At 70.4% G+C, this 21,557-nt stretch carries 17 protein-coding genes; 10 read left to right on the top strand and 7 right to left on the bottom strand.

Annotation, left to right across the window (positions count from 1 at the left end; translation table 11 throughout):
* The first annotated feature begins 139 nt into the window (after positions 1 to 139).
* Positions 140 to 1,903, top strand: a complete 1,764-nt coding sequence (locus IEY79_RS01650) for a glycosyltransferase family 2 protein (RefSeq protein WP_189105404.1) — start codon at positions 140 to 142, stop codon at positions 1,901 to 1,903.
* A 3-nt stretch (positions 1,904 to 1,906) separates the two neighbouring features.
* On the top strand, positions 1,907 to 3,871 hold the full coding sequence (glxA, locus tag IEY79_RS01645) for a radical copper oxidase GlxA (RefSeq protein WP_189105403.1): 1,965 nt from the start codon (positions 1,907 to 1,909) through the stop codon (positions 3,869 to 3,871).
* Positions 3,872 to 3,886: 15 nt separating this feature from the next.
* Here glxA and IEY79_RS01640 read toward each other — a convergent pair whose 3' ends face one another.
* Complete coding sequence (locus tag IEY79_RS01640; protein WP_189105402.1) at positions 3,887 to 4,918, bottom strand: glycoside hydrolase family 6 protein; 1,032 nt, start codon at positions 4,916 to 4,918, stop codon at positions 3,887 to 3,889.
* 176 nt (positions 4,919 to 5,094) lie between these two features.
* Between IEY79_RS01640 and IEY79_RS01635 the strand changes: the two genes are divergently transcribed.
* The 3 genes from IEY79_RS01635 to icmA all read left to right on the top strand — a co-directional run bounded on the left by IEY79_RS01635 (position 5,095) and on the right by icmA (position 7,806).
* Complete coding sequence (locus IEY79_RS01635; RefSeq protein ID WP_189105401.1) at positions 5,095 to 5,604, top strand: MarR family winged helix-turn-helix transcriptional regulator; 510 nt, start codon at positions 5,095 to 5,097, stop codon at positions 5,602 to 5,604.
* A 73-nt stretch (positions 5,605 to 5,677) separates the two neighbouring features.
* Positions 5,678 to 6,004 (top strand): DUF3817 domain-containing protein, encoded by a 327-nt coding sequence (locus IEY79_RS01630; RefSeq protein WP_189105400.1) that lies wholly within the window; start codon positions 5,678 to 5,680, stop codon positions 6,002 to 6,004.
* Positions 6,005 to 6,087: 83 nt separating this feature from the next.
* Positions 6,088 to 7,806, top strand: a complete 1,719-nt coding sequence (gene icmA / locus IEY79_RS01625) for a coenzyme B12-dependent isobutyryl-CoA mutase large subunit (RefSeq protein WP_189105399.1) — start codon at positions 6,088 to 6,090, stop codon at positions 7,804 to 7,806.
* A 49-nt stretch (positions 7,807 to 7,855) separates the two neighbouring features.
* Here the strand turns inward: icmA and IEY79_RS01620 are convergent, their stop codons facing one another.
* Together IEY79_RS01620 and IEY79_RS01615 are read right to left on the bottom strand one after the other, a co-directional pair.
* Positions 7,856 to 8,335, bottom strand: coding sequence for a winged helix DNA-binding protein (locus tag IEY79_RS01620; RefSeq protein WP_189105398.1), 480 nt, complete (start codon positions 8,333 to 8,335; stop codon positions 7,856 to 7,858).
* Between the two features lie 88 nt (positions 8,336 to 8,423).
* Positions 8,424 to 9,053 (bottom strand): TetR/AcrR family transcriptional regulator, encoded by a 630-nt coding sequence (locus tag IEY79_RS01615; protein ID WP_189105397.1) that lies wholly within the window; start codon positions 9,051 to 9,053, stop codon positions 8,424 to 8,426.
* Positions 9,054 to 9,417: 364 nt separating this feature from the next.
* Between IEY79_RS01615 and IEY79_RS01610 the strand changes: the two genes are divergently transcribed.
* From IEY79_RS01610 to IEY79_RS01595, 4 genes are all read left to right on the top strand, one after another.
* The gene (locus IEY79_RS01610; RefSeq protein ID WP_189105396.1) at positions 9,418 to 10,392 is read left to right on the top strand and encodes a tetratricopeptide repeat protein; all 975 of its coding nucleotides are present in this window, start codon (positions 9,418 to 9,420) and stop codon (positions 10,390 to 10,392) included.
* 609 nt (positions 10,393 to 11,001) lie between these two features.
* The gene (locus IEY79_RS01605; RefSeq protein ID WP_189105395.1) at positions 11,002 to 11,631 is read left to right on the top strand and encodes a DUF6230 family protein; all 630 of its coding nucleotides are present in this window, start codon (positions 11,002 to 11,004) and stop codon (positions 11,629 to 11,631) included.
* A gap of 118 nt (positions 11,632 to 11,749) precedes the next feature.
* Positions 11,750 to 12,364 carry a DUF6114 domain-containing protein gene (locus tag IEY79_RS01600; protein ID WP_189105394.1) on the top strand — a complete coding sequence of 205 codons (615 nt, stop codon included), beginning with the start codon at positions 11,750 to 11,752 and terminating at the stop codon, positions 12,362 to 12,364.
* Positions 12,354 to 13,658, top strand: a complete 1,305-nt coding sequence (locus tag IEY79_RS01595; protein ID WP_189105393.1) for a hypothetical protein — start codon at positions 12,354 to 12,356, stop codon at positions 13,656 to 13,658. The genes IEY79_RS01600 and IEY79_RS01595 overlap by 11 nt, the downstream gene beginning before the upstream one ends.
* A 98-nt stretch (positions 13,659 to 13,756) precedes the next feature.
* Here the strand turns inward: IEY79_RS01595 and pyk are convergent, their stop codons facing one another.
* The 3 genes from pyk to pta form a co-directional block, all read right to left on the bottom strand.
* Positions 13,757 to 15,193, bottom strand: a complete 1,437-nt coding sequence (pyk, locus tag IEY79_RS01590) for a pyruvate kinase (RefSeq protein ID WP_189105392.1) — start codon at positions 15,191 to 15,193, stop codon at positions 13,757 to 13,759.
* Between the two features lie 74 nt (positions 15,194 to 15,267).
* Positions 15,268 to 16,479 (bottom strand): acetate kinase, encoded by a 1,212-nt coding sequence (locus IEY79_RS01585; RefSeq protein ID WP_189105391.1) that lies wholly within the window; start codon positions 16,477 to 16,479, stop codon positions 15,268 to 15,270.
* 55 nt (positions 16,480 to 16,534) lie between these two features.
* Positions 16,535 to 18,613, bottom strand: coding sequence for a phosphate acetyltransferase (gene pta / locus IEY79_RS01580; RefSeq protein ID WP_189105390.1), 2,079 nt, complete (start codon positions 18,611 to 18,613; stop codon positions 16,535 to 16,537).
* 220 nt (positions 18,614 to 18,833) lie between these two features.
* On the opposite strand from pta, the gene IEY79_RS01575 reads away from it, so the two are divergent.
* Positions 18,834 to 19,859: an ATP-dependent 6-phosphofructokinase gene (locus tag IEY79_RS01575; RefSeq protein ID WP_189105389.1), complete on the top strand. Its 1,026-nt coding sequence runs from the start codon at positions 18,834 to 18,836 to the stop codon at positions 19,857 to 19,859.
* Between the two features lie 327 nt (positions 19,860 to 20,186).
* On the opposite strand, the gene IEY79_RS01570 is transcribed toward IEY79_RS01575, so the two are convergent.
* Positions 20,187 to 21,419, bottom strand: coding sequence for a Clp protease N-terminal domain-containing protein (locus tag IEY79_RS01570; RefSeq protein WP_189105388.1), 1,233 nt, complete (start codon positions 21,417 to 21,419; stop codon positions 20,187 to 20,189).
* Between the last annotated feature and the right edge of the window lie 138 nt (positions 21,420 to 21,557).

Raw genomic sequence — 21,557 nt, 5'->3', positions numbered from 1 at the left:
GTCAGATCCGTGATCTCCAATGCCGCTTCGGCTCCCCCTACCGCCACTCGCACGGACGACCCCAGTCGACACGCCGAGGTATATCCACTTTTCTGAGGATATCGACCTCGCTCACGCGCTGGAGTTGACTGGAGGCACCGTGCGGCCGGAGGGCTACGACTACGACACCTACAGCTGTCTCGCCGGCCCGCTGACGGAGCCGGACCGGACGGCCGCGTACCAGGTGGAGTACCGGAGTCTTCTCGCGCGGGAGCCCCACCGCGTGCGCGCCGTCCTGCTGATGGTCATGGCCCCCCTCCTCTCCGGAGTGCTGCTGGTCTATCTCGTCTGGCCCACCCACTGGACCGAACGCGAGGGCGCCGCCCGCTGGCTCGTCGCCTTCGACACCGTGATGCTCGTGTCGATCGGGCTCATCGCCCTCTTCATGCTGGTCAACGTCGCCTCCATCGCACACGCGACGCTCGTCGCCAGGGACCCCGTCCCCGTCGTCCCCGAGGTGGGCACCCGCGTCGCCTTCGTCACCACGTACGTCCCCGGCAAGGAACCGCTCTCCATGCTGCGGGCCACCCTCGAAGGAGCCGTACGGCTGCGCCACCGCGGCCCCCTCGACGTCTGGCTCCTCGACGAGGGCGACGATCCGTCCGCCCGGCTGCTCTGCCGGGAGCTGGGGGTCTGTCACTTCAGCCGCCTCGGCGTACCGGAGTGGAACAGGAAGGAAGGCGTCCACAAGGCCCGCACCAAACACGGCAACTACAACGCCTGGCTCGCGATGTACGGCGACGACTACGACTTCTTCGCCTCCGTCGACACCGACCACGTCCCGCTGCCCAACTTCCTGGAGAGGATGCTGGGCTTCTTCCGTGACCCGGACGTCGCCTTCGTCGTCGGACCGCAGGTCTACGGCAACTACGACGCGGCCGTCACCAAGGCGGCCGAGTCCCAGCAGTTCCTCTTCCACGCGCTGATCCAGCGGGCCGGCAACCGCTACCACGCGCCCATGTTCGTCGGCACCAACAACGCCGTACGGGTCACCGCGCTCAAGCAGGTCGGCGGCCTCTACGACTCCATCACCGAGGACATGGCCACCGGCTTCGAACTGCACCGCAGGAGGAACCCGCAGACCGGGCGGTTCTGGCGGTCCGTCTACACGCCCGACGTCCTCGCCGTCGGGGAGGGCCCCGCCTCCTGGACCGACTTCTTCACCCAGCAGCTGCGCTGGTCGCGGGGGACCTACGAGACCATCCTCCGGCAGTACGGCAAGGCGGTGTTCCGGGTGCCGCCCGGCCGGCTCATCAGCTACACGCTGATGCTCGTCTACTACCCGATGACCGCCGTCAACTGGCTGCTCGGCATCCTCAGCTGCGTCCTGTTCCTCTGGCTCGGCGCCTCCGGCACACAGGTGTCGTCCTCGCTCTGGCTGATGCTCTACAGCGACGCGGCCGCCTGCCAGATCGGGCTCTACCTCTGGAACCGGCGCCACAACGTCTCGCCGCACGAGCCCAGCGGCTCCGGCGGGATCGCCGGAATGGCCATGTCGGCGCTGTGCGCGCCCATCTATCTCAAGTCGCTGGGCTCGGCGGTGCTGCGTACCCAGGGCCGGTTCGTGGTCACCCCGAAGGGCGGCGAGACCAGTGCCGACCGGCCCATGACCTTCCGGCTGCATCTGTTCTGGGCCGCCGTGCTCTCCAGCTCACTCGCGGCGTCCGTCCACTTCGGCAACACCCACGCCGCCATGCGCACCTGGGCCGTACTGGCCCTGGTCGTCTCGCTCGCCCCGGTCGCCGTCTGGGGCTGGACCACCCTGCGCGCTCGCCGCGTCGCGGCGCGCGTCCCGGTGCCGGCCGTCGAGGACGGGCCGGAGCAGCCGGAGCCGGCTCTCGCCACGACGACAGGAGGGAACTGACCCATGGCCTACCGGCCCTCGCACAAGTTCAAGAAGACGCTGCTCGGCGGTGGGGCGGTGGTGCTGCTGATGTCGCTCAACGCGCCGGCGGCCATCTCCTTCGCGGAGGACAAGTACCACGCGTACAAGATCGCGCAGCCCGGGTACAAGGCGCGGTACGGCTCCTGGGAGGTGCTCAACGTACCCGAGGAGTACCGCACCAACGCCATCCACGCCGCGCTGCTGCGCACCGGCAAGGTGCTGCTCATCGCCGGCTCCGGCAACAGCCAGCAGAAGTTCGACGCGGGCACCTTCGACACCGTCTTGTGGGACCCGGCGGACAACTCGTACCGCAAGATCCCCACCCCCGAGGACTTCTTCTGCTCGGGCCACTCCCAACTCGCCGACGGGCGGCTGCTGGTGGCGGGCGGCACCGCCCGCTACGAGGTCCTGGACGGGGAGGTCGACCGGGCGGGCGGCGGGATGCGGGTCAAGAACGAGAGCCCGGACAGGGCGCGGACCTTCAAGAAGGGCACCCGCTTCCGGTCCCCGTCGGGGGTCGAGTACGTGAGCAAGTTCGACGTCACGGTGCCCAGGGCGAAGCGGGACTTCAAGATCACATACGCCAAGGGCGGCCGGATGCTGCCCTGGAAGACCAAGGTCACCGCGGGCGAGGCGCGGGTCTTCGTGGAGGCCGTCGACAAGGGGCCGCGGGCGCTGACGACGGAGGCCGCGCAGTACCGGATCGTCGGACTCAAGGGCAGGGACGCGGGCAACTTCTACGGCCTGGCGCAGAAGCTGACCACCGAGAAGCAGGATTTCCAGGGCATCAAGGCGGCGTACGAGTTCGACCCGGTGGCGGAGAGGTACATCCGGGTGGACCCGATGAAGGAGGCCCGCTGGTACCCGACGCTGGTCACCCTCCAGGACGGCCGGGTGCTCGCCGTCTCGGGCCTGGACGACGTCGGCGCCGTACTGACGGGAGACAACGAGATCTACGACCCCAAGTCCAAGAAGTGGTCCAAGGGACCGACGCGCTACTTCCCGACGTATCCCGCGCTCTTCCTCACCAAGGGCGGCAAGATCTTCTACTCCGGGTCGAACGCGGGGTACGGCCCCGCCACGGCGGGCCGTCAGCCCGGTCTGTGGGACCTGCGGAGGAACATCTTCACGAAGGTCGACGGGCTCAGCCGGCTCGACCAGACGGAGACCTCCGCCTCACTGGTGCTGCCGCCCGCGCAGGACCAGAAGGTGATGGTCCTCGGCGGGGGCGGGGTCGGCGAGTCGTCGAAGGCCACGTCCCGTACGGCGATCGTGGACCTGAAGGAGGACAGTCCGGCCTTCCGGGCCGGGCCGGATCTGCCGCAGGGGACGCGCTACCTGAGCAGCGTGATCATGCCGGACGACACGGTCTTCACCAGCGGCGGCTCGTCCGACTACCGGGGGCGGGGCGCCAGCGACATCCTCAAGGCGCAGTTCTACGACCCGGAGACCAACACCTTCACCAGGGCGGCCGACCCGACGGTGGGCCGCAACTACCACTCCGAGGCGCTGCTGCTGCCCGACGGGCGGGTGGCGACCTTCGGCTCCGACCCGCTCTTCGACGACGCGGACAACACGAAACTCGGCACGTTCGAGCAGCGGGTGGAGATCTACACGCCGCCCTCCTTGGAAGGCGAGCGCGCGAAGCGGCGGCCGGTGCTGGCGGCGGGACCGGCGGAACTCGACCAGAACGGGCGGGCCACCTTCCGTACGGAGCATCCGGAGCGGATCGCGAAGGCGCGGCTGATGAGGCCGAGCGCCGTCACGCACAGCACCGACGTGGAGCAGCGCTCGATCGAGCTCGGGATGACCAAGCGGGGCGGCTCGCTGACGGTGGACGTGCCGTCGGACCCGACGCTGGTGCCGCCGGGCTGGTACATGCTGTTCGTGACGGACACGGCGGGGGTGTCGTCGGAGGCGAGGTGGATCCAGGTGCGGGGCGAGTAGCCCCGGGGCGCCGGTTCAGCCGCGCGCGCGGCGGGCGAGCCCGAGGGCGTAGTCCGGCCACCATGTACCGGCCGCCGGGCCGCCCCGGCAGGGGCCGTCCGAGTCGCCGGGCCGTTTGATCCAGAGGAACGCGTCGACCAGGGCGTCACCGGTCTCGGTGGTCGGGGGCGTACCGAGCGATCTGCCCGGTGGATTGCACCAGGCCTCGTCGGCGGCGTCCCGCTCACCCGTGAGGGGGCCGGCCCCGTTGCGGCTCGTGTCAATGGTGAAGTGCGCGCCGTCGAGGAGTCCGGAGAGCTTGGTGCCGAAGGCTTTGACCGCCTCGTCCGTCTGGAAGTTGGAGACGTTGAGCGAGAAACCGTCCGCCCTGGTGATTCCGGCCGTGCGCAGCGGCTCGGCGATCTTCGACGGCTCCTTGATCCAGGCCGGGTTGCCCGCGTCCAGATAGACCTTGGTGGCCGGTTGCCGCTTCAGCCGGTCGATCGCCCCCGAGAGCAGCTGGTTGCGCTCCCCGTGGTGCTCGGCCGGGGTGCAGCCGTCCACCAGGTGGGAGACGGCGTCCGGCTCCAGGATCACCAGGGCGCGCGCGTCGCCGATGGCGCCGGCGAAGGAGTCGATCCAGTCGAGGTAGGCCCGGCCGTCGCGGGCGCCCCCGGCGGAGTACAGGCCGCAGTCGCGGTGCGGGATGTTGTACGCGACGAGGACCACCGTGCGCTTTCCCGCGGCGCCCTTCACGGCCTTCCGGATCTCGGGCGCGGGGTCGTCACCCGCGGGCCAGTCGGCCACGGGGCGTTCGGAGATCCGCCTGAGGGCCTTGGCGTCCTCGGTACGGCCCTGCGCCTGCCACTGCTCGACCTGGCGCGCGGCGTCGCTCCGCGGGTCGACCCAGAAGGGGGAACCGGCGGTCGGGGCCGCCTCGCCCCGCACCGCCGCGGCCCCGGTCCTGTCCGGCGCGGGGGCGTCGGAGCCGGAGGAACAGCCGGCGAGGGCGAAAACGGCGAGGGCGGCGGTGGCGACGGAGACGAGGCGCGTGGTGCGGCTGGACATCCAGCCCCCTTGAACGACCGAAGCGGCACAGGACCGGGCAATCGTTACATAACGGTCACACTCTGTGGTGGTACGACACCGCCGGCGCGCTCGTACGCGAGGCCCGCCGCCCCTACTCCCGGACAATCCGGGAGTAGGGGCAGACCGCCTTATGACCACTGGGTAAGGTCGTCCGCGTGTCCAAGCCGCTCAGCCTCGCCTTCGATCCCATCGCCCGAGCCGACGAGCTCTGGCAGCAGCGCTGGGGGCCAGTGCCGTCGATGGGCGCGATCACCTCGATCATGCGGGCCCATCAGATCCTGCTCGCCGAGGTCGACGCGGTGGTCAAGCCGTACGGGCTGACCTTCGCCCGGTACGAGGCGCTCGTGCTGCTCACCTTCTCCAAGGCCGGTGAGCTGACCATGTCCAAGATCGGCGAGAGGCTGATGGTCCACCCGACCTCCGTCACGAACACGATCGACCGTCTGGTCAGGTCCGGCCTCGTCGACAAGCGCCCCAACCCCAACGACGGCCGCGGCACCCTCGCCTCCATCACTGACAAGGGCCGTGAGGTCGTCGAGGCCGCGACCCGCGATCTGATGGCGATGGAGTTCGGCCTCGGGGCGTACGACGCGGAGGAGTGCGCCGAGATCTTCGCGATGCTGCGCCCGCTGCGCGTCTCCGCCCAGGACTTCGACGACAGCTGAGAGCCGTCCGCCCCCGCCCCGCCCCCGGGCCCCGATGTCCGAGGGGATTTTTCGGGTCGTTACGCTCATGGGCATGAAACAGAGCATCCTGACCCGCTACCGGGTCATGGCGTACATCACCGCCGTCTGGCTGCTGGTCTTCACCGTCGCCATCGTCATGAAATACGGCTTCGACACCGGCGACACCATGGTGATCTCCCAGATCCACGGCGTGCTCTTCATCGTCTACGTCGTCTTCGCCTTCGACCTGGGCTCCAAGGCGAAGTGGCCCTTCGGGAAGCTCCTGTGGGTGCTGGCCGCCGGCTGCATCCCGGTCGCCTCGTTCTTCGTCGAACCGAAGATCACCAAAGAGGTCCAGCCGCTGATCACGCGGGACGAGACCGCTCCCGTCGAGGCCTGACCCCCGGCCCCTCCACCGCCACGAGGAAAACTCGTGGCGGTGTGCGTTCGACATTTACTAGGACGTCCAAGTAAATTCGAGGTATGGACCCTCACGCGCACGCCGACACCGCAGCCATCGAGGAAGGCCGCCAGCGCTGGCAGGCCCGATACGACAAGGCCCGCAAGCGGGACGCGGACTTCAGCACGCTTTCGGGTGACCCCGTCGAGCCGGTCTACGGGCCCCGTCCGGGTGACACGTACGAGGGCTTCGAGCGGATCGGCTGGCCGGGTGAGTACCCCTTCACGCGCGGCCTCCACGCGACCGGCTACCGGGGCCGTACGTGGACGATCCGCCAGTTCGCGGGCTTCGGCAACGCGCGCCAGACGAACGAGCGCTACAAGACCATCCTCGCCAACGGCGGCGGCGGTCTCTCCGTGGCCTTCGACATGCCGACCCTCATGGGCCGCGACTCCGACGACCCGCGCTCCCTCGGCGAGGTCGGCCACTGCGGCGTCGCGATCGACTCCGCCGCCGACATGGAGATCCTCTTCGGCGACCTGCCGCTCGGTGACGTCACGACGTCCATGACGATCAGCGGCCCCGCCGTCCCGGTCTTCTGCATGTATCTCGTCGCCGCCGAGCGTCAGGGCATCGATCCCGCCGTACTGAACGGCACGCTCCAGACCGACATCTTCAAGGAGTACATCGCGCAGAAGGAGTGGCTCTTCCAGCCCGAGCCCCATCTGCGGCTGATCGGCGACCTGATGGAGCACTGCGCGGCGTCCATCCCCGCGTACAAGCCGCTCTCCGTCTCCGGCTACCACATCCGCGAGGCCGGTGCCACGGCCGCGCAGGAGCTCGCGTACACCCTCGCCGACGGCTTCGGGTACGTGGAGCTGGGCCTCTCGCGCGGCATGGACGTCGACGTCTTCGCCCCCGGCCTCTCCTTCTTCTTCGACGCGCATCTCGACTTCTTCGAGGAGATCGCCAAGTTCCGCGCCGCGCGCCGGATCTGGGCGCGCTGGATGAAGGAGATGTACGGCGCGCGGACGGACAAGGCCCAGTGGCTGCGCTTCCACACCCAGACGGCGGGTGTCTCGCTCACCGCGCAGCAGCCGTACAACAACGTCGTACGGACCGCCGTCGAGGCGCTGTCCGCGGTCCTCGGCGGCACCAACTCGCTGCACACCAACGCCCTGGACGAGACCCTGGCGCTGCCCAGCGAGCAGGCCGCCGAGATCGCCCTCCGTACCCAGCAGGTGCTGATGGAGGAGACGGGCGTCGCCAACGTCGCCGACCCGCTGGGCGGTTCCTGGTACGTCGAGCAGCTCACGGACCGCATCGAGGCCGACGCCGAGAAGATCTTCGAGCAGATCAAGGAGCGCGGCCTGCGGGCGCACCCCGACGGGCGGCACCCCATCGGCCCGATGACGTCCGGCATTCTGCGGGGCATCGAGGACGGCTGGTTCACCGGCGAGATCGCGGAGTCCGCCTTCCAGTACCAGCGCGCCCTGGAGAAGGGCGAGAAGAGGGTCGTCGGCGTCAACGTCCACCACGGCTCGGTCACCGGCGACCTGGAGATCCTGCGCGTCAGCCACGAGGTCGAGCGCGACCAGGTGGTGGAGCTGGCGGACCGCAAGGCCGCCCGCGACGACGCCCGGGTCCGGGCGGCGCTGGACGCGATGCTGGTCTCCGCGCGCGACGGGTCGAACATGATCGGCCCGATGCTGGAGGCCGTCCGCGCCGAGGCGACGCTGGGCGAGATCTGCGGCGTACTGCGGGACGAGTGGGGCACGTACACGGAGCCGCCCGGCTTCTGACGCCGCGCGGCGCCCGGGGATGCCGTACGGCTCGGGGACGCCGTACGCGTCAGCCGCCGGCGCGTGCGCTCGTGCGCGGCAGGCCGCTGTCGCCGCCCAGGTTGTCGATCATCCGACGCAGGACGTTCAGGGCCGCCGCGTACTCCTCCGGCGCGATGCCCCGGTGCACCCGCTCGTTGACCTTCGTCAGCCGCTCCTTGGCACGCAGCCGGCCGGCCTCCCCCGCCTCGGTGAGGACGAACGTGCCCGACTCCTCGGCCAGCCAGCCGCGGGCGATCAGATCGCCGTACACGGCGTCGAAGTCGCTGTCCTGGTCGTCGAAGGGCGTGAGCTGCTCGGTGAGCCGGGCCGGCCCCCAGGCGCCGGGCGCGCCCGCGACATGGTTGAGCGTCCACCAGTGCGGCTGGGTGAGGTCCTCGGTGGCCAGCTCCGCACGGATGCTGCCGACGACCAGGCGCATCGTCGCGCCGCTCCAGTAGCCGATGGGCTGGGTGGCCAGTTCCTCGGGGGTGTACTCCTGAACAGCCATGGCGGCGTCCTCCGTGGTGCGGGAGCTTCGGGATCGGTACGGCCCCGACGCTAGAATCCCAAGTCCACTTGAGGTCAAGGGGCTCAGGCTATGAGCCCTGGATCGCGGCGAGCCCGCCCACCAGCAGCATCGTGAAGCCCCGCGCCCAGTCCTCGTCCACCGCCTCCGCGCTCACCAGCGTCCGGTGCACCACCGCGCCCGCGATCACGTCGAAGATCAGGTCGGCGTTGCGGGCCGCCGTCCCGGGATCGCTCTCGTACGCCAACTCCCCCCGCGCCTGCGCCCGTTCACGGCCCTTGAGCACAAGTCCCTTCTGCCGGTCGACGATCGCCGTACGGATCCGGTCGCGCAGCGCGTCGTCCCGCGTCGACTCGGCGACCACCGCCATCAGCGCCGTCTTGGTCTCCGGCCGGTCCAGCAGGGCGGCGAACTGGAGCACGACGCCCTCGATGTCGGCCGTGAGGCTGCCCCGGTCGTGGATCTCGATCTCGTCGAAGATGACGGCGACCGCGTCGACCACCAGCTCGTTCTTGCTCGCCCAGCGCCGGTACAGCGTGGTCTTGGCGACGCCCGCGCGTGCGGCGACGTCCCCCATCGACAGCTTGGACCAGCCCAGCTCCACCAGCGCCGCCCGCGTCGCCAGCAGGATCGCGGTGTCGGCCGCGGCGCTGCGGGGACGGCCGGAGCGGGTGGGGTTCACATGGCGGCGGCTCAGCATGCCCGCGACCATACCCGTCGGTAGGGAATCCGCTGTGAGTCAGTTCACCGGATGAATCTCACACGGACGGGGGAGCTTGCGGTTACGCTACGATCCGTAGCGAAAGACCGTTTTCCCAGGGGCGGTTCTTGAGCGACGACCACTGGTACGGGGTGGGGACCCCGTACGAACCCATGTCCCCCACGGGGGACTTGCCCCGTACGTGTTCAGGTCATGCGCGGGGCCCGCCGAGGCCTGACCACCGTGTCCGTCCGCGCACTCCGCAGCCCGCGGGGGGGGCCGGGGACGGGCGCGGTTCTGTGTGGGCGGTACAAACTGTCCGATTGCTTTTCACTTGCGCGCGCGGAGAGGGGAGGATGTACTCATGCAGCCTAGGAACATGTCCATGAGCGGCGTCGTCGATCTCGCCGCGGTGAAGGCGGCCGGTGAGGCCAAGGCCAAGGCCGAGCAGGCCCGCGCCGAGGCGGCCCGTCGGGGCGACACCGGTGCCGTATCCCCCTCCAGTCTGGTGATCGACGTCGACGAGGCGGGCTTCGAGCGCGACGTCCTCCAGCGCTCCGCCGAGGTCCCGGTCGTCATCGACTTCTGGGCCGAGTGGTGCGAGCCGTGCAAGCAGCTCAGCCCCGTGCTGGAGCGGCTGGCCCGGGAGTACAACGGCCGGTTCGTTCTGGCCAAGGTCGACGTCGACGCGAACCAGATGTTGATGCAGCAGTTCCAGATCCAGGGCATCCCGGCGGTCTTCGCCGTGGTGGCCGGCCAGGCGCTGCCCCTCTTCCAGGGCGCGGCCCCGGAGATCCAGATCCGCGAGACGCTGGACCAGCTGATCCAGGTCGGCGAGCAGCGCTTCGGTCTCACCGGTCTCACCGTCGACGCCGAGGCCGGCCCGGCGGAGGAGGAGGCCGGGCCGGTGGAGCAGGTGGGTCCGTACGACGCGCTGCTCGAAGCCGCCGTACGCGCGCTGGACGCCAACGACTTCGGCGGCGCCGCCCAGGCGTACCGCAACGTGCTCGCCGACGACCCCGGCAACACGGAGGCGAAGCTCGGTCTCGCCCAGGCCGAACTGCTCGCGCGGGTCCAGGGGCTGGACCCGCAGCAGGTGCGCAAGGACGCGGCGGAGCGGCCCGACGACGTCACCGCCCAGATCGCCGCCGCCGACCTCGACCTGGTCGGCGGTCATGTGGAGGACTCCTTCGGCCGGTTGGTCGAGGCCGTGCGGCGCACGGCGGGCGAGGACCGGGACATGGCGCGGCTGCGGCTGCTCGAACTCTTCGAAGTGATCGGCTCGGACGATCCCCGGGTGACCGCGGCGCGGTCGGCACTCGCCAGGGTTCTTTTCTGACGCCGTACCGGCTCCGTACCGTCTTCCGGGGCCGCGCATAACGATTTGCCGACCCGACGACACCGATGACCCCGCTTTGCCAAAACTTGGCAAAGCGGGGTCGCTGTTACTGCGAGTAAATCAACCCGCTTGGTCTGTCCGGTTATTGGTGGTATTCGCGAGTTCTGTCGGGCCGGTTCGAGGCACCCTGTGTGCCCGCTCGACGGCACCCCGTCGCCCCTCGGACAGCCACCCATTACTAGCCAGTAACGACCCCCCTTGTGTCCCGAGCGCGAATACACCACGATCGTCCACGCTCGGTCCAATAGCGCACCGGCGCGGCGATCCGGCCGTGGCCACCGCACGTTGGATCCCCACCGGGCGGGCCGGCGGAGCAGTGGCGCCGACCCACGGACAGGGGGGTTCCCGCCGACCGGCGGGGCCTGTCCGGCGGCCACGCGCCAGGCGTGGTCCAGTGGTTGTCGCTCGGGGGTGATCGTCGGTGATTCTGACGCGGCCCGGTCCGCGTGAACGCACGGACGCTCTCCTTCCCGAGGACGTAGCACTTCTCCCATCCCAGGACGGGCCGAGGCCCGATCCGGAGATGTACGTCCGAGAAGGAGGAAAGTGATGGAGTCCCAAGCACGTGGCGGGACCAGATGGAAGCGGTTCGCCGTCGTCATGGTGCCGAGCGTGGCCGCGACGGCCGCGATAGGTGTCGCTCTCGCACAGGGCGCGCTCGCCGCGTCGTTCAGTGTGTCGGGGCAGAGTTTCAAGGTCTCGGCCGACCAGTTGGTGGGCCAGGACTTCGTCCAGTACGGCAGCATCGCCGACGGTACCGATCTCAAGGGCAACAAGACCGCCCATCCGGTGGCCGTTTCCGGCTTCAGCTCGGCCACGATCAGCAACATGTGCCAGTCGGTGGTCACTCCGGACGTCCCGATCTTCGGCAGTGTCAGCCTTGAGCTGCGTGCCGGCCGGGAGTCCGCGAAGCCGGTCAAGGCGACCAACCTGTATCTGGACGTCGCCCAGCTCGACGCCGACGCCAAGTTCAAGAACATCGACATCGGTGTGGCGGCCGGCGACACGAGGATCCAGCCGGGGACCGAGAAGAAGGTCAACCCGTTCGGCTTCGCACAGCGCGCGGAAGAGGCGACGCTGACCGATGTGAGGCAGACGGCTTGGGCGACCACGGCCGGCACCTTCGAGCTCAGTGGTCTGAGCCTGAAGCTGCACAAGGGCGTCAAGGAGTGCTACTAGACCCTGACCGGGTCCTGAGCAGTCCGCCCCTCGGGCGGGCGCGCCCCGTCTGACGCGGTCGCGTCCGCCCACTCCCCAAAACTCTCACAGCAACACCGGTACCAGGGAGCTGTTTTCCATGAGCGCCGAGTCTTCGGAACCCCGCGGCCGATTCACGTACTGGCGGCTGCGCTTCCGCGCCTGGCGGGGTACTCGGCCTTTCTGGGCGGGGCTTCTGACACTCCTCAGCGGAGTGCCGATCGCCTACTTCCCTTACGCCGAACTGAAGTTGGGCCATCTCACGCTGACGATGGCCACCACGGCGGGCGCGGGCTCGCTGATCATCGGCGTCCTGCTCGCCACGCTGGGTCTGACGATGTGGTTCCAGAGCATCGTCAGGGTCTTCGCCGGCGTCGCCACGATCCTGCTGGGACTCGTCTCGATCCCCGTCTCCAACATCGGCGGATTCATGATGGGCGCGACGCTGGCGCTCATCGGCGGAGGTCTCTCCATATCGTGGGCGCCGGGACGGCCGGTGGACGACGAGGAGCACGCCGACGATTCCGCCGACGGCAGGCCGGCCAAGCACGCGGCCGTACGGCGGCAGACGTTCAAGCCCGACGGCGGTGCCGTCGATCAGGGAGTCCCGGACGGGGGTGGGGACGACCCTTTTCTCCCCGGCCCGCATGACGGGGGCCTGAAGCTGACGGACACGACTGCCCATGCCAACGGCGGGAGGAACAGTGCGGGGTGAGGACACTCGGTCGGAGACGGCCGGAGGCGGGCAGGCCCGCGAGAGAAGCGGCCCGCGCCACGCCGCCCCCAGGAAGTCGCTGCTGACGAAGCTCCAGATCCCGGCCGGCAAGGCGTTCGCACTGGCCGCGATGCCGACGGCGGTGTTCGTCGGGATGGGGCTCACGCCCCGGCTCGCGCTCGCCGACGGCGACAAGGACATCCCTTTCGCACCGGGGCCGTGCGTCACGCGCTCCGACGAGCCGCAGGAGGAGTCGGCCTCTCCGTCCGAGAAGCCGTCCGGGAAGCCCTCGGACGACGCGTCAGGCGATTCGTCCGGGGATCCGTCAGGGGATTCAACGGACGGGCCGAAGCCGCCCGGCGGCGGTGACGGTGACGGGGACGGTCCCGAGCCCTCGCCCGGCGAGACGCCGCCCGCGTCCGACGCGGACAAGCCCGCCACGCCCAGGGAGCCCGCGCCGGAGCCGAGCGCGTCCAAGTCCAAGGACCCGCTGGACCCACTGGGTCTGGGGGACGCGCTGGGTGACCTTCTCGGCGTACCGGACAAGGAGACGGACAAGCCGGCCGACCCGGCGCCCGAGAAACCCGCGGACTCCGGGCCGGACGCCGGTGCCGGGACGGACGAGCCCGACAGCGACAAGCCCGATCCGGAGAAGTCCGACGACGACAGCGCCGCCGACCGGACCGAGGACGCCATCAGGGACGCCGCGGACAAGGCCGGGGCGGAGGTCGAGGAGTTGGACGACGCCGCGAAGGGTCTGGAAGCCCACAAGGACGACGACATCCCCGAGGGCGCCGACGGCAAGCCGCGCTTCCCCTGCCCGGAGGCCGACCCGGAGGCGCTGGCCGCCGCCGAACTGGAGCCCGGCATACCGCTGTTGCCGGACGACCCGTGGAAACTGGAGAGCTCCAAGCTCACGCTGCGGGGCCTGGACTACCACGGCATCGTCGAGGTGAAGACGGGCAGCGGGAAGATCAAGAAGGCGCTGAAGTTCACCGCGTCGGAGGTGGACATCAAGGACCTGCACCAGAAGGTCGTCTACCCGGAGGGGCGGACGGCGCACGTGGCGAGCAGGGAAGACTCCACGTCGACCATCCGCGACGGTCAGGTCACCATGTACACAGAGATGCTGACGGGCAATCTGTTCGGCCTGATCCCGATCGAGTTCACCCCCGACACCCCGCCTCCGCTCAACGTCCCGTTCGCCTTCTTCACGGAGGTCGAGGTCCTTCAGGCGGGCCAGTTCGGCGGCACACTCACCGTTCCCGGACTGCGGAACTACATCACCGGCTAGGGCCTGTCCGGCGGATCTCCGGGGGCCCCGGGCGCGCCGCTCCCCCTACGCATGACGGGCCGCACAGCTGACTGTGCGGCCCGCTCCGCGGTCGGTGTTCAGCCCTGGACGACGCGGGTGTCTCCCAGCCGGTGGACACGGACCATGTTCGTCGTGCCGGGGACGCCGGGCGGGGAGCCGGCCGTGATGATCATCGTGTCCGCCTCGCTGTAGCGCTGGAGCTTCAGCAGCTCCGCGTCCACGAGGTCGACCATCGCGTCCGTGGTGTTCACGTGCGGTACGACGAAGGACTCCACGCCCCAGCTCAGCGAGAGCTGGTTGCGCGTCGCCTCGTCCGAGGTGAAGGCGAGGATCGGCTGGATGGTGCGGTAGCGCGAGAGCCGGCGGGCGGTGTCGCCGGACTGGGTGAAGGCGACCAGCGCCTTGCCGCCCAGGAAGTCCGCGATCTCGCAGGCCGCACGGGCCACCGAACCACCCTGCGTACGGGGCTTCTTGCCCGGTACGAGCGGCTGGAGGCCCTTGGACAGCAGCTCGGTCTCGGCCGCGACGACGATCTTCGACATCGTCTTGACCGTCTCGATCGGATACGCGCCGACGGACGACTCCGCCGACAGCATGACCGCGTCGGCCCCGTCCAGGATCGCGTTCGCCACGTCCGACGCCTCGGCGCGCGTCGGGCGGGAGTTGGTGATCATCGACTCCATCATCTGGGTCGCCACGATCACCGGCTTGGCGTTGCGGCGGCAGAGCTCGATGAGGCGCTTCTGCACCATCGGGACCTTTTCGAGCGGGTACTCGACCGCCAGGTCGCCACGGGCCACCATGATGCTGTCGAACGCGGCGACGACAGCCTCCATGTTGGCGACGGCCTGCGGCTTCTCGACCTTCGCGATGACGGGGACCCGGCGGCCCTCCTCATCCATGATCTTGTGCACGTCGTTGATGTCGTCCGCGTCGCGCACGAAGGACAGCGCGATCATGTCGCAGCCCATCCGCAGGGCGAAGCGCAGATCGTCGACGTCCTTCTCGGAGAGCGCCGGGACATTGACCGCCGTACCCGGCAGGTTGATGCCCTTGTGGTCGGAGATGACCCCGCCCTCGATGACGAGCGACTTGACCCGAGGGCCCTCGACATCGGTGACGCGGAGTTCGACGTTGCCGTCGTTGATCAGGATCTGGTCGCCCTTGGTGACATCACCCGGCAGGCCCTTGTAGGTGGTGCCGCAGATGCCCTTGTCACCCGGGACGTCCTCGGTCGTGATGATGAACTCGTCACCGCGCATCAGCTCGACGGGGCCCTCGGCGAAGGTCTCCAGACGGATCTTCGGGCCCTGGAGGTCGACGAGCACGCCCACGGCCCGGCCGGTGGCCTCGGCCGCCTTCCGGACGCGGTGGTACCGCTCCTCGTGCTCGGGATGGGACCCGTGGCTCATATTCAGTCGGGCCACGTTCATACCGGCCTCGATGAGCGCTTTCAACTGCTCGTACGAGTCGACGGCGGGGCCAAGTGTGCAGACAATTTTGGAACGGCGCATAAGGCGGATCCTATCGGTTTGTTTCGGCACGGAATATTCCGTCTGGCGGAAAGTACAAATGGGCGGGGTGGCGCTCAGGCGTCGACCAATGCGAAGGTCCCGCGGGCGATCTCCATTTCCTCATCCGTCGGCACCACGGCGACGGCGACGCGCGCGTGTCCCGGCGATACGAGGCGCGGCTCGCCGGACCGTACGGCGTTCAGCTCCGCGTCCACGACCAGCCCCAACCCGCCCAGTCCGGCGATCGCGGCCGCCCGCACCGGCGCCGCGTTCTCACCGACCCCCGCGGTGAACACGACCGCGTCCACCCGGCCGAGTACCGCGTAATAGGCGCCGATGTACTTCTTCAGCCGGTGGATGTAAATGCCGAACGCGAGCGTCGCCGCGGCGTCACCCCCGTCGACCCGGCGGAGGATCTCCCGCATGTCGTTGTCGCCGCACAGCCCCATCAGACCGCTCTTCTTGTTGAGCAGTTCGTCGATCTCGTCGGTGCCCATTCCCGCGACCCGCTCCAGATGGAAGACCACCGCCGGATCGATGTCTCCCGAGCGCGTACCCATCACCAGCCCCTCCAAGGGGGTCAGCCCCATGGAGGTGTCCACACAGCGCCCGCCCGCGACGGCCGACGCCGACGCCCCGTTGCCCAGATGCAGCACGATCAGGTTCAGCTCCTCCGGCGGGCGGCCCAGCAGCTCCGCCGCCCGGCGGGAGACGTACGCGTGCGACGTGCCGTGGAAGCCGTAGCGCCGGATCCGGTGCGCGTCGGCCGTCCCGGTGTCGATCGCGTACCGCGCCGCGTCCTCCGGCATCGTCGAGTGGAACGCGGTGTCGAAGACCGCGACCTGCGGCAGATCGGGACGCAGCGCCCGGGCCGTCCTGATGCCGGTGATGTTCGCCGGGTTGTGCAGCGGGGCCAGCGGCACCAGCCGCTCGATCTCCGCGAGTACGGCGTCGTCGATCAGTGTCGGGGCGCTGAACTCCGGCCCGCCGTGCACCACCCGGTGACCGATCGCGGCCAGCTCGGGGGAGTCGAGACCGATGCCGTCCCGGGCCAGCTCACCGGCGACGGCCTTCAGCGCCTGCTCGTGGTCGGCGATCCGCTCCGTACGCTCGCGCTTCTCCGCGCCCCCGCCCGACGGGGTGTGCACCAGCCGCGACGCCCTCTCGCCGATGCGCTCGACGAGACCGACGGCGAGACGGGTGCCGTCACGCATGTCCAGCAGCTGGTACTTCACCGACGAGGAGCCGGAGTTGAGCACGAGGACTCGGGTGGCCTGCGAGGTCACGGGCGGGATGCCTTTCGGAGAGGGGGCGAGGTGCGGGAACGGCGCGGGCGCGCGCTCACGCGTCGTCGCCCTGCGCCTGGACGGCCGTGATGGCCACCGTGTTCACAATGTCCTGGACGAGAGCGCCGCGGGACAGGTCGTTCACCGGCTTGCGCAGCCCCTGCATCACCGGGCCCACCGCCACCGCGCCCGCCGAACGCTGCACGGCCTTGTACGTGTTGTTGCCGGTGTTCAGGTCCGGGAAGATCAGCACCGTCGCGCGTCCCGCCACCTCCGACTCCGGCAGCTTCGTCGCGGCGACGCTGGGCTCCACGGCGGCGTCGTACTGGATCGGCCCCTCGATCTTCAGCTCGGGCCGCGCCGCGCGCACCAGCTTCGTCGCCTCGCGCACCTTGTCGACGTCGGCGCCGGAGCCGGAGGTCCCCGTCGAGTACGACAGCATCGCGATCCGCGGCTCGACCCCGAAGCGGGACGCGGTCGCGGCGGCCTGCACCGCGATGTCCGCGAGCTGCCGGGCGTCCGGGTCCGGGATGACCGCGCAGTCGCCGTACACCAGCACCTTGTCGGCCAGGCACATGAAGAAGACGGAGGAGACGCTGGACGACTCGGACTTCGTTTTGATGATCTCGAACGCCGGGCGGATCGTGGCCGCCGTCGAGTGGACCGAGCCCGAGACCATGCCGTCGGCCAGGCCCGCGTCGACCATCAGGGTGCCGAAGTAGTTGACGTCGGCCACCACGTCGTACGCCAGCTCCACCGACACGCCCCGGTGGGCGCGCAGCTCGGAGTACCGCGTGGCGAACCGCTGTCGCAGCTCGTCCTTCGCCGGGTCGATGAGCTGGGTGCCCGCCAGGTCGATACCGAGATCGGCGGCCTTCTTGTTGATGGTGTCGACGTCCCCGAGGAGCGTCAGGTCGCACACGTCGCGGCGCATCAGCACATCGGCCGCGCGCAGCACCCGCTCCTCCGTGCCCTCGGGCAGGACGACCCGGCGGCGTACGGCACGGGCCTGCTCCAGCAGGTCGTGCTCGAACATCATCGGCGTCACCCGGCCGCTGCGGACCACCGACATCCGCGCGAGCAGATCGCCGGTGTCCACGTACCGCTCGAAGAGCCCCAGCGCGGTCTCCGCCTTACGAGGCGTGTCGGCGTTCAACTTCCCTTCCAGCGCGAAGAGTTCACCCGCCGTCGGGAAGGATCCCGCGACCACCGAGACGACCGGTGTACCCGGCGCCAGCCGGGAGGCGAGCGTGAGGACCGAGTCGGCCGGCCGCTCGTCCAGGGTCAGCAGAACGCCCGCGATGGGCGGGGTCCCCGCGGAGTGCGCGGCGAGCGCGCCCACCACCAGGTCCGCGCGGTCGCCCGGCGTCACCAGCAGACAGCCGGGCGTCAGCGCGTTCAGCATGTTCGGCAGCATCGCGCCGCCGAAGACGAAGTCGAGCGCGTCGCGCGCCAGCCCCGCCTCGTCCCCGAGCAGCACGGTGCCGCCCAGGGCGCGGGTGATCTGCGCGACGGTCGGGGCGGCCAGCGCCGCCTCGTCGGGGAGCGTGTAGCAGGGCACCGGCAGCTGCTGCCCGAGCTGCGCGTCGATCGCGTCGCGGTCCTCGGGGGCGACCCGGTTCACGACCATCGCGAGGATGTCGCAGCCGAGCACCGCGTACGCCCGGTGGGCGTTGCGCGCCTCGGCCTGTACGGACTCGGCCTCCTGGCCCTTGCCGCCGACCACCGGGATGACCGAGGCGCCGAACTCGTTGGCGAGGCGCGCGTTGAGCGCCAGCTCGTCGGGCAGCTGGGTGTCGGCGAAGTCGGTGCCGAGGACGAGCACCACCTCGTAGTCCCTGGCGACCTCGTGGAAGCGCCGCACGAGCCGCTGGACCAGCTCGTCCGTACCGCCGTCGGCCTGGATCACGGAGGCCTCGGCGTAACCGAGGCCGTAGCCGGACGCCGGGTCCTGCGAGAGGCGGTAGCGGGTACGCAGCAGATCGAAGAGGCGGTCGGGGCCGCCTCCGTGGAGCAGCGGGCGGAAGACACCCACCCGGTCCACCTGGCGGGTCAGGACCTCCATCACCCCCAGCTCGACGACCTGCCGGCCGTCCCCGCGGGCGATCCCGGTCACGTACACGCTGCGTGTCACGCGCGCTCTCCTGTTCGACGAAGATGGTGGAGGTGGTGCGGACCGGCAGCGGTGGGGCGCGAAGAAATTCCTGTTTCTGCCGTTAGGCCCGTTAGGGTGGCACAGCCCTCTTGACAATACCTGTGGGGGTGGGTACGGCGCCCTCCGAGACAGGACCTGGGTACGGCCCTGGCACGGCCCGCACCAGACCACATCCTTAGCGAGCAGGAGACACAGCGCGATGCGTATCGGAGTTCTCACCGCAGGCGGCGACTGTCCCGGCCTGAACGCCGTGATCCGTTCGGTCGTCCACCGCGCCGTGACCGGGCACGGGGACGAGGTCATCGGCTTCGAGGACGGGTTCAAGGGCCTGCTCGACGGCCACTACCGTCCTCTCGACCTCGACTCCGTCAGCGGCATCCTGGCGCGCGGCGGCACGATCCTCGGCTCGGCCCGGCTGGAGCGGGGGCGGCTGCGGGAAGCCGCCGAGAGCGCGGACGAGTTGGGCCGTAAGTACGGCATCGACGCGCTCATCCCGATCGGCGGCGAGGGGACCCTCACGGCGGCCCGGATGCTCGCCGACGCGGGGATGCCCGTGGTGGGCGTACCGAAGACGATCGACAACGACATCTCCTCCACCGACCGCACCTTCGGCTTCGACACGGCCGTGATGGTCGCCACCGAGGCCATCGACCGGCTGAAGACCACGGCCGAGTCGCACCAGCGCGTGATGGTCGTCGAGGTCATGGGCCGGCACGCCGGCTGGATCGCCCTGGAGTCGGGCATGGCGGGCGGGGCGCACGGCATCTGTCTGCCGGAGCGGCCCTTCGAGGTCGACAGCATCGTGAAGATGGTCGAGGAGCGCTTCGCGCGCGGCAAGAAGTTCGCGGTCATCTGCGTCGCAGAGGGCGCGCACCCGGCGGAGGGCTCGATGCACTACGTGAAGGGCGAGATCGACCAGTTCGGCCACGAACGCTTCCAGGGCATCGGCAACCGCCTCGCGGGCGAACTGGAGCGGCGCATGGGCAAGGAGGCCAGGCCGGTCATCCTCGGGCATGTGCAGCGCGGGGGCACGCCGACGGCGTACGACCGGGTGCTGGCGACGCGCTTCGGCTGGCACGCGGTGGAGGCGGTGCACAACGGCGACTTCGGCAAGATGACGGCCCTGCGCGGAACGTCGGTGGCGATGGTCCCCCTGGCGGAGGCGGTCACCCGCCTGAAGACGGTCCCGGAGAACCGCATGTTCGAGGCGGAGTCGGTCTTCTAGGAGGGGGCGCCGCGAAGCGTCCCGGTTCGCGGCGGGTCTTGTGCCGTGCGACTACGCAGTCGGTGCGGTCCCGCGCCGGGCGGCGTTCGCCGCGATACGTGCGTCGGCCCCCGGCCCGTGCGGGCAGAACGGCGCTCCCGCCCCCGGTCGGGGGGCGCGCGGTGGTCCTGCCCGCAGTGCGACCTCTCGGCGTTGGTCCTGCCCTGCGGGCGGACGGAGGACGCCGCGACACGTGCCTGCGGTGCGCCGGCCTCCGGCGGGCGCTGCGGCTTCGGGCCGTCGGTCCGGCCCGGCGGGCAGTGGCCCTCCGGGCCAGGGCGTCGGGTGTCAGGCCGCCGGGGGGAGGGTGTCCAGCGAGGCGGTGAGGCGGGTGTGGAGATCCGCCGGGTCCGAGCCCGTGGCGCGGAGCAGTTGGGCCGCGGGGGACTCGGGGGCGGCGAGCAGGGACGACAGGACGTGCGCCGTCCCGACCGTCTCGTCCTTCCGTTCCGCCGCCAGCAGGCGCGCGGCGGCCATCACCTTGTCCGTCTCCACGGACCGCCGCACCGAGTACGGCGCGATGATCTCCGGCGCCGGATCCGCCGCGGCCGTCGCCGCGCGGACCAGGTCCACCTCCCGCACCCCGGCCGAACGCAGCGTCTCCGCGGCGGAGTTGACGACCAGCAGTTCCCCGGGCAGCGACAGTCCGGCGACCGTGAGTCCCCGGTCCAGCGCCATGACGGCGAGCAGCAGATCCACCGGCTCCGTCTCGCTCCGGCCGTACCGTACGGCCTGGCGCTGGGCCTCGCTGGAGAGCAGCATCACGATCGCGGATCCGTCACCCGAGCTGCGGCCCATCCACGACATCATGCCCCGCATCCACCACACGCCGCGCTCACCCAGCAGCCCGGCGTTCCGCAGCGCCTTGACGCTGCCGCGGACCCCCGCCGCCTCGGCGGGCCAGGGGGCCCCGCCCGCGCGTACCGCGTCGGCCTGCGCGTCCAGCGCGCCGGCCGCGGCCGTCGTATCCACCCGGCGCAGCGCCAGGGCCTCCAGCGCCCGGCTCTCGGGCGTCTCCAGCAGCGCCCGCGCCAGATGCCGCTCGTGCGCGTCGGGCGCGCCCTCCTCGCGGGCCAGCCGCAGGGCACCGAGGAGCGCGTGCCGCAGGGCCGGGGTGGGCCGGGGCGGCTTCGCGCCCTCCTCGCGCAGGGGCTTCGACGCACGGGCCGCCTCGCACAGCGCCTCCCGCCATGCCGCCGCCACCTCGATGGCGTCGTCGGACGCGTGGACGTCGTCGGAAGCGTCGCTCTCCCCGCTCACGCCGCTGTCGTCGCGCGCCCAGTTCTGTTCCTCGCGCCCCCGGATCTGCCCGCGTACGGTGCCGGAGTCCCGGCCGCGCGGGACGAGCGCCGCCCCGGGCTCCTCCGTGTCGTCGAGCAGGGCGTAGAGAAGGTGCTCGGTGCCCACGGCGGGGGCGCGGCCGACCGCGTGCCGCACCGTCTTCGACAGCAACTCGACGGCGTCCGAGGCGAACTCGGTCGTCGTGACGGCGGTCAGGTCGGCGGTCTGGCGCTGCTCCATGGTGCGTCTCCCGGTCTCGACTACGGCGGACTACGCTGGTGGAGACGGATTTCCGGCACCCGCTGGTTCAGTCCCGCACGAAATCGTTGACGGACACGCCCTAGCCAGCCGCCGCGGGCCCCGCCCTGCGGGCGGACG

This window comes from Streptomyces camponoticapitis, assembly GCF_014646115.1.
In the GTDB taxonomy this organism is placed as follows: Bacteria; Actinomycetota; Actinomycetes; order Streptomycetales; family Streptomycetaceae; genus Streptomyces; species Streptomyces camponoticapitis.
The sequence above is the reverse complement of the archived record's forward strand: the minus strand, read 5'-3'. Positions and strand labels throughout refer to the sequence as shown.

Coding starts and splice junctions, on each gene's coding strand:
- IEY79_RS01640 (WP_189105402.1), bottom strand. CDS start 4,918: ATGTCCAGCCGCACCACGCGCCTCGTCTCCGTCGCCACCGCCGCCCTC.
- glxA (WP_189105403.1), top strand. CDS start 1,907: ATGGCCTACCGGCCCTCGCACAAGTTCAAGAAGACGCTGCTCGGCGGT.
- IEY79_RS01620 (WP_189105398.1), bottom strand. CDS start 8,335: ATGGCTGTTCAGGAGTACACCCCCGAGGAACTGGCCACCCAGCCCATC.
- IEY79_RS01605 (WP_189105395.1), top strand. CDS start 11,002: ATGGAGTCCCAAGCACGTGGCGGGACCAGATGGAAGCGGTTCGCCGTC.
- icmA (WP_189105399.1), top strand. CDS start 6,088: ATGGACCCTCACGCGCACGCCGACACCGCAGCCATCGAGGAAGGCCGC.
- pyk (WP_189105392.1), bottom strand. CDS start 15,193: ATGCGCCGTTCCAAAATTGTCTGCACACTTGGCCCCGCCGTCGACTCG.
- IEY79_RS01615 (WP_189105397.1), bottom strand. CDS start 9,053: ATGCTGAGCCGCCGCCATGTGAACCCCACCCGCTCCGGCCGTCCCCGC.
- IEY79_RS01570 (WP_189105388.1), bottom strand. CDS start 21,419: ATGGAGCAGCGCCAGACCGCCGACCTGACCGCCGTCACGACGACCGAG.
- IEY79_RS01600 (WP_189105394.1), top strand. CDS start 11,750: ATGAGCGCCGAGTCTTCGGAACCCCGCGGCCGATTCACGTACTGGCGG.
- IEY79_RS01610 (WP_189105396.1), top strand. CDS start 9,418: ATGCAGCCTAGGAACATGTCCATGAGCGGCGTCGTCGATCTCGCCGCG.
- IEY79_RS01630 (WP_189105400.1), top strand. CDS start 5,678: ATGAAACAGAGCATCCTGACCCGCTACCGGGTCATGGCGTACATCACC.
- IEY79_RS01575 (WP_189105389.1), top strand. CDS start 18,834: ATGCGTATCGGAGTTCTCACCGCAGGCGGCGACTGTCCCGGCCTGAAC.